The sequence below is a fragment of the Streptomyces sp. NPDC096311 genome, assembly GCF_044763085.1.
GTDB lineage: Bacteria > Actinomycetota > Actinomycetes > Streptomycetales > Streptomycetaceae > Streptomyces.
Map to the genome: position 1 here is coordinate 81,473 of NZ_JBIWFN010000024.1, position 7,131 is coordinate 88,603.

Here is a 7,131-nt window from a genome sequence, read left to right on the forward strand (position 1 = left end):
CTTCTTGTGTCCGTCCGCCGGTACCGCGGGCGTGACGTGGAAGGACGATGTGCGCCGTGTCCCCGCTCCCGCTCGACGATCTCCCCGTAGCGCGCCCCGCCCCCGTCCGGTCCCCCGCCGCCGCGCGCCTGACCCATCTCACCCGACTCACCCGTCTGACGCTGACCCTGCTGCCGCTCCTGGCGATCGGGACGTGGGCGGCGGTCGACTGGCGGGCGGTGAGCGAGGGCGCCGCCCGGCTGGCCGCCGCCGATCCCCGGTGGCTGCTGGCCGGGGTCTTCTTCACCTGCCTGGGCTGGGTGACCGCCGCGTGCGTGCGGCAAGGCGCCCTGCCCGAACGGCTGCCGCCCGGGCCGCTGCTCGCCTCGCAGTTCGCCGCGGGCGCCGCCAACCACATCCTTCCGGCGAGCATCGGCGCCCACGCCGTCACCCTGCGCTTCCTCCAGCGCAACGGCGTACCCCTGGCCCGGGCCACCGCCTCGCTCGCCCTGTACTCACTGGTCAAGCCGCTGGCGAAGACGGTGGTGCTCGTCGTCTTCCTCGTGGCCTTCCCGGACGCGCTACGACTCGGCGACCTCACCCCGGACACCTGGACCCTGCTCATGGCCGCCGGGGCCGCGGTGCTCGGTCTCGCCACCGCCGCCCTGCTCCTGACGGTCGTACGCCCGCTGCGCCGCCCGGCGCTCGGCTTCGTACGCACCGCCCTGACCGAGGCGCGGACCCTGCACACCCGGCCCAGCCGCGTCCTCGCCCTGTGGGGCGGGTCGGCCGTCGCCCCGGTGCTTCAGGGGAGCGTGATCGCCTCGGTCGGGTTCTCGCTCGGGCTGCCGCTGTCCTGGGCCCAGGTGGTCCTCGCGCTGCTGCTCGCCAGTACCGCCGTCGGCGCGGTGCCCGCCCCGGGCGGCATCGGCCCGGTCGACGCGGCCATGGTCCTCACCATGGCCGCGTACGGCGCCCCCGTGTCCCTGGCCACGGCAACCGTCATCGGCTACCGCGTCCTGACGGTCTGGATCCCCCTGCTCCCGGGCGCCCTCGTCCTCTCGGCCCTCGTCCATCGCAAGGTGCTGTGAACCTCAGCCACGCCGACGTCGGATGCCCCTGAGCCCGGCAGGTCAGCCCAGCTTGTCGACCGCCTCGTAGTACGTCCAGGCGGTCGCGTCGCACGTCGCCTTATGGTCCGGACCGCAACGGCCCGTCTCACGCCCGGAGGTAGGCCAGCACCGCCAGGACGCGGCGATGGGTCTCGTCCGCCGGGGGCAGGTCCAGCTTCGTGAGGATGCTGCCGATGTGCTTGCCGACGGCCGCCTCGGACACCGTCAGCGCCTTGGCGATCGCCCCGTTCGACTTGCCCTCCGCGATCAGCGCCAGCACCTCCCGCTCGCGCGGGGTGAGCCGCTCCAGCGGATCACGGCGCCTGCGCAGCAACTGCCGTACGACTTCGGGGTCGACGACCGTGCCGCCGGCCGCGACCTCGCTCAGCGCGTCCACGAACTGCTCGACCTGGCCGACGCGGTCCTTGAGCAGGTAGCCGACGCCCGATCCGTCGCCGGAGTCCAGGAGTTCGGAGGCGTAGGTCCGCTGCACGTACTGGCTCAGGACCAGCACCGGCAGAGTGGGCTGCTCCTCCCGCAGCCGGACGGCCGCGTGCAGGCCCTCGTCCTGGAAGCCGGGCGGCATCCGTACGTCCGTCACCACGATGTCGGGCCGGTGTTCGGCCACGGCGGCGAGCAGCGCCTCCGCGTCACCGACGGCCGCCGCCACCTCGTGTCCGCAGCGGGTGAGCAGGCCGATGAGGCCCTCCCGCAGCAGCACGCTGTCCTCCGCCAGGACTACGCGGAGCGGTCGGTCGGCTCGCAAGGATCGCAAGGAATCTCCACACGCAGCAGGGTCGGTCCGCCCTGCGGACTGGACAGGGAGAGTCTGCCATCCAGGACCGAGACCCGGTCCGCGAGTCCGGTCAGCCCGGTGCCGCCGCCGGCGGCCGCGCCGCCACGTCCGTCGTCGCGCACCTCCAGCGAGAGCCGTCCGTCGGCGTGCCCGCCGGCGACCCGGGCGCGGTCGGCCCCGCTGTGCTTGGCGACGTTGGCGAGGGCCTCGCAGACCACGAAGTAGGCGGCGGCCTCCACGGCTTGGGGCAACCGGCCGGGCAGCTCCAGGTCGACGTCGACGGGGACCGCGCTGCGGTCGGCGGCGTCAGCGACGGCGGCTTCCAGGCCGTAGTCGGCGAGCACCTTGGGGTGGATGCCGTGGATGAGTTCGCGCAGTTCCGCGAGGGCCTTGCCCGCTTCCTCGTGTGCCTCGGCGAGTTGGTCGGCGAGCGGGCCGGGCGGCGCATCCAGGCGGGCCAGGCCGAGTGTCATCGTCAGGGCGACCAGGCGCTGTTGGGCGCCATCGTGCAGATCGCGCTCGATCCGGCGCCGCTCCGTCTCGAACGCGTCGACCAATCGGACGCGGGACCGCGTCAGTTCGATGACCTTCGCACCCAGCTCCGCGTCACGCGGGGCGATGAGGAGCCGGGTCAGCTCGGCTCTGGCGCCGGCCGCGACCCCGAGGACGTACGCGCCGAGGGCCAGCAGTACCACCCCGAGCACGGCGACGCCGAAGGCGGTCGGCCAGCTGGTGACCGTCCACTGCTTGAGCACCTTCGCCTCCCGGCCGTCGCCCACCGTGGCCATCAGCAGCGGGGTGAACGTCATCGACAGCGGGAACGCCAGCGCCACGGTGACCACGAGGGCCTCGGCCGGCCACAACAGGCCCGCGAACAGCAGCGCGTAGCCGAGTTCCCGCCAGGTGAGCTGCTCCCTCAGCCGGGTGGTGAACCAGCTCCACGGTCCCGGCTCGGCGGGCTCGCGATGGGCGCCGGGTGCCGGATCACCGTCGATCAGCCGCAGTCTGCGCCGCTCGGCCGAGGCCACGGGCACCCCGACGAGAGCCGTGACGGCGAGCAACGGCAGGCCGACCAGGACAATCGCGAGGACGCCGCCGACCGCCGCCAGGGTCACGATCGCCACCAGCACGGCGATGCCGGCCACCACGCCCGACAGCAGATACGCGACGGCACGCCACGGCCACGGGGACAGCAGGAAGCCCGGCCGGGACATGGCCTGCCATACGTTCCGGGGATGCATGCGATCACCGTAGGCGGCGCGTCATGGACGGTGCCATCGGTCCAGGTGGCGTATCGGGGGTAGGGCCGGCCATACCCCCTGCGGTCACGGCGGATGGTCACGGGCCGCCGGATGCACGGTCTTGCCATCGCAGCCTGCTGCCAGGCATAAGGCTCAATTCCGGCCTTGAGTGGCGCAAACAATGGCCGTCAAGGACTCCGACGCGGTGCTCGCCCAGTTGCTGCACGCGCTGTTGCGCCGCCCTGGAGATGGCGGGCATCGACGCGGTCGGCGAACCCCGGTACCGCTTCCACGCGTTGCAGCGCCTGGTGGCCGTCGGCTGCCGGGACCGGGAGTCGGACCGGTCGCTCGCCCGGGCGGGGTGACCGGGCGCCGGGGCGGACAGCCAGGCCGAGGCCCCGGGGTAGGTCTGGCCCTACCCCAAGTGTCGCTTCTGCCGCACTGCGCCGGGGTGTCGTCGCGCGGTTTCGTGGAGTCACCACAGTTGCGAGAGAGGCGGCGCCCGGATGTTGGCTCGGCTGGCGGAGCGTGTGCCGGCGTACGGAAGCGTCGGCGTTCTGACCGCGGTACTGCTGCTGCCCGCCCTCGAAGCCGCCCGGTCCGGCGCCCCGGCCGCCTCGACAATTGCCTGGCCGGCGCCTTTCTCCGGCTTTCTCCCGCGGACCGAGACCGCTGAACCCCGATTCCGTCCCGCCCTGGTGCGCGGGAGGACCGACACCGAACAAGTAGGGATTTAGGGACAGATGACCAACTATGCGATCCAACTGCGTTCCGTGACGAGGCAGTACGGGGCGGGCAGCGGCAGTGTGACCGCGCTCGACCAGGTCTCGCTCGCCTTCCCTCGGGGCACCTTCACCGCCGTAATGGGCCCCTCCGGCTCCGGGAAGTCGACCCTGCTGCAGTGCGCGGCCGGGCTTGACCGGCCCACCGCGGGGTCGGTCACCGTCGGCGACACCGAGCTGACGAAGCTGAGCGAGACGAAGCTGACGCTGCTGCGCCGCGAGCGCATCGGGTTCGTGTTCCAAGCGTTCAACCTGCTGCCGTCGCTGACCGCCGAGCAGAACGTGGCCCTGCCGCTGCGACTGGCCGGCCGGCGCCCCCCGAAGGCCCGGGTCCGTGAGGTGCTGCGCCAGGTCGGCCTCGGCGACCGGGCCGGGCACCGCCCCTCGGAGATGTCCGGCGGCCAGCAGCAGCGCGTCGCCCTGGCCCGCGCCCTGATCACCCGCCCGGAGGTGCTGTTCGGCGACGAGCCGACCGGCGCGCTCGACTCACAGACCAGCCGCGAGGTGCTGTCCCTGCTGCGCGGCATGGTCGACACGGAGGGCCAGACGATCATCATGGTCACCCACGACCCGGTGGCCGCCTCCTACGCCGACCGTGTCGTCTTCCTGGTCGACGGGCGCGTCAACGGCGAGCTGGTGGGCGCCTCGGCCGGCGACATCGCCACCCGGATGACGAAGCTGGAGGCCGTGCCGTGCTGAGTGTCGCCCTGCGCACCCTGCGCACCCGTTGGGTCACCTTCGTGGGCAGCTTCGTCGCGCTCTCGCTCGGCGTCGCGCTGATCGCCGTCATGGGTCTGGCGCTGGCCTCGTCCCTGAACGCCCCCGAGCGCCGGCCGGAGCGGTTCGCCGCCGCCCCGGTCGTGGTGAAGGGCCAGGACACGCTGCGGGTGCCCACCCCGATCGGCGACCGGACCCAGGAGCTGACGCAGCCGAACGCCCTACCGGCGAAGACCCTCGCCGCGTTGAGGCGACTCGGCACCGTCATCGAGGACCGCTCCTTCGCCGTACGGGCGAAGAACGCGCCCGGGGACCTGGTGGGCCACCCGTGGTCGACCGCCGCGGGCGCGCCGTACGAGCTCGACGCGGGCCGTGCCCCCGAGGCGGCCGGTGAAGTCGTGGTCAGCGGCGACTGGGCCGCCGTGGGCCGGCAGGTGCGCACCGATCTCGGCACCGTGACGGTGGTCGGGACCGTGCGCGGGCTCGGCTTCGAGGACGCCGTGTTCTACACGGACGCGCAGGCGGCCCGCCTCGCCCCGGTGAGCACCCAGTCGGTCGTGGACGCCGACCCCGACCGGGACAGCGAGGCCCTGACCGCGATGAACGCCATGTTCGGCACGGCCGGCGGGGTCAGCGGCTTCGTCTCAGTGTTCGTGGTGGCGTCCACCTTCGCCTTCGCGGTCGCCCAGCGGCGCCGGGAGTTCGGGCTGCTGCGCACCGCGGGCGCCACCCCGGGGCAGATCCGCCGGATGGTCTTCGCCGAGGCCCTGGTCGTCGGCGTGCTCGCCTCGGCCGCGGGCTGTGTGCTGGGCGCGTACGCGGCGCCGTATCCGGCCCGGTGGGTGGTCGACGGCGGTCTCGCCCCGAGCTGGTTCACCATCGGCGACCACACCTGGCCGTACCACACGGCCTTCTGGACAGGGCTGTTGGTGGCGCTGTGCGGAGTGGTCGCCGCGTCCTGGCGGGCCGGGAAGACCGGTCCCGCGCAGGCGCTGCGCGAGGCGTCCGTGGACAGCAGGACCATGACGTGGGGCCGCTGGCTGTTCGGCGGAGGCCTGCTGGTCACCGCCGCCGTGACGCTGGTCCTGGCGCTGGTCTCCGGACCGGGCGACCTGCTGCACCGCAAGACGTACGCCAGCCGGCCGATGCTGCTGATCACCACGGTCGCGCTGCTGTCGCCGGTACTGGTGCGCCCGCTGACCCGGCTGATCGCCTGGCTGCCGGCCCAACTCCCGGGCGCCGACGGCATGCTGGTGCGGGAGAACGCCGCCGCCGGTGTCCGCCGTACCGCCGCCATCGCCGCTCCCGTCCTGGTCACGGTCGCTCTCGCGGGCTCGCTGCTCGGCGCGACCGCGACCCTGAACGAAGCAAAGGCCACCGAGACCCGCACACAGACCCGCGCAGACTTCGTCGTCTCGCCGGCCGGCGCCACGGGCTTCGACACGGCGACCGTCGAGCGGCTGCGGGCGGTGCCCGGCGCGGAGGTCTCGGCCATCTCGTCGAGCGCCGTCTACGTCCTGGAGGACGGCGTGGCACTCATCAAGTCCGAGGCGCGCGCGGCCGATCCAAAGCGGCTCGCCGACACCGTACGGCTGCCGGTCGTGGCCGGCCGGGTCACCGATCTCGACGACGACTCGATCATCGTCAACGAGGAGTGGGCGCGGCACACCGTCGGACAGCGGGTGAGCGTGTGGCTCGGCGACGGCACGAAGAAGTCCCTGCGGATCGCCGCCGTCATGTCCATCGGCACCGGCAACAACGGCGTGTACGTCACCCCGGCCAACGCACAGCGCGCCCCCGTCGACCGGATCGACGTCAAGGTCGCGGACGCCGACACGGCGGCCGTGGCGGCGGGGCTGCGCACGGCGCTCAGCTCCTCCGGGGGGCAGGTGTTCACCAAGTACCAGTGGGTGCAGGCCAGTTACCCCGAGACCAACGACACCACCCGGATCGGGTTCATGCTGGTCCTCGGCATCGCCCTCCTCTACACCGGCATCTCCCTCGCCAACACCCTGGTCATGGCGACCTCCGACCGGGTGCGGGACCTGGCGGTGCTGCGGCTGGCCGGGGCCACCACCTGGCAGGTGCTGCGGCTGGTCGCCGCCGAGGCGCTGATGGTCGTGGTGGTCGGCGGAGTGCTGGGACTGCTGGTGGCGGGACTCAACCTGCTGGGGATGTGGAGCGCCCTGGGCCTGCTGTCGGTGTGGAGCCCGATCGAGATCCCATGGACGGCGATCGGCTCGGCGGTGGGCGCGTGCGCGGTCCTCGCCGTGGTCTCCGCCGTGGCACCGGCCGGGCTGTCGCTGCGGCGCCCGGCCGTGGAACTGGCCGGCGTACGGGAGTGACCCGTTGACCCCGCGCCGGGCGGTACCGCCCCCGTCCCGTCCGGCGCGGTCCACCGAAAAGGCCGGCCGGCGGGGGGGGGGGGGGGGGGGCGGGGGGGGGCGGGGGGGGGCGCGCGGGGGGGGGGGGGGGGGGGGGGGGGGGGGGGGCCCGGCGCCGCC

General features: G+C 73.6%; 5 protein-coding genes. 3 read left to right on the forward strand and 2 right to left on the reverse strand.

Translation table 11 applies throughout. The annotated features are described in order from the left end of the window. The first annotated feature begins 56 nt into the window (after nucleotides 1–56). Complete coding sequence (locus ACIRA5_RS43475) at nucleotides 57–1,070, forward strand: YbhN family protein (RefSeq protein ID WP_403701074.1); 1,014 nt, start codon at nucleotides 57–59, stop codon at nucleotides 1,068–1,070. A 127-nt stretch (nucleotides 1,071–1,197) separates the two neighbouring features. Here ACIRA5_RS43475 and ACIRA5_RS43480 read toward each other — a convergent pair whose 3' ends face one another. Then, entirely contained in the window at nucleotides 1,198–1,857 is a 660-nt protein-coding gene (locus ACIRA5_RS43480) for a response regulator (protein ID WP_403701268.1), read from the reverse strand. Then, the gene (locus ACIRA5_RS43485) at nucleotides 1,830–3,101 is read right to left on the reverse strand and encodes a sensor histidine kinase (RefSeq protein WP_403701271.1); all 1,272 of its coding nucleotides are present in this window, start codon (nucleotides 3,099–3,101) and stop codon (nucleotides 1,830–1,832) included. The genes ACIRA5_RS43480 and ACIRA5_RS43485 overlap by 28 nt, the downstream gene beginning before the upstream one ends. A gap of 770 nt (nucleotides 3,102–3,871) precedes the next feature. Here ACIRA5_RS43485 and ACIRA5_RS43490 point away from each other — a divergent pair. Then, nucleotides 3,872–4,609, forward strand: coding sequence for an ABC transporter ATP-binding protein (locus ACIRA5_RS43490; protein WP_403701077.1), 738 nt, complete (start codon nucleotides 3,872–3,874; stop codon nucleotides 4,607–4,609). Beyond that, the gene (locus tag ACIRA5_RS43495) at nucleotides 4,603–6,972 is read left to right on the forward strand and encodes an FtsX-like permease family protein (protein ID WP_403701080.1); all 2,370 of its coding nucleotides are present in this window, start codon (nucleotides 4,603–4,605) and stop codon (nucleotides 6,970–6,972) included. The genes ACIRA5_RS43490 and ACIRA5_RS43495 overlap by 7 nt, the downstream gene beginning before the upstream one ends. Nucleotides 6,973–7,131: the final 159 nt, after the last annotated feature.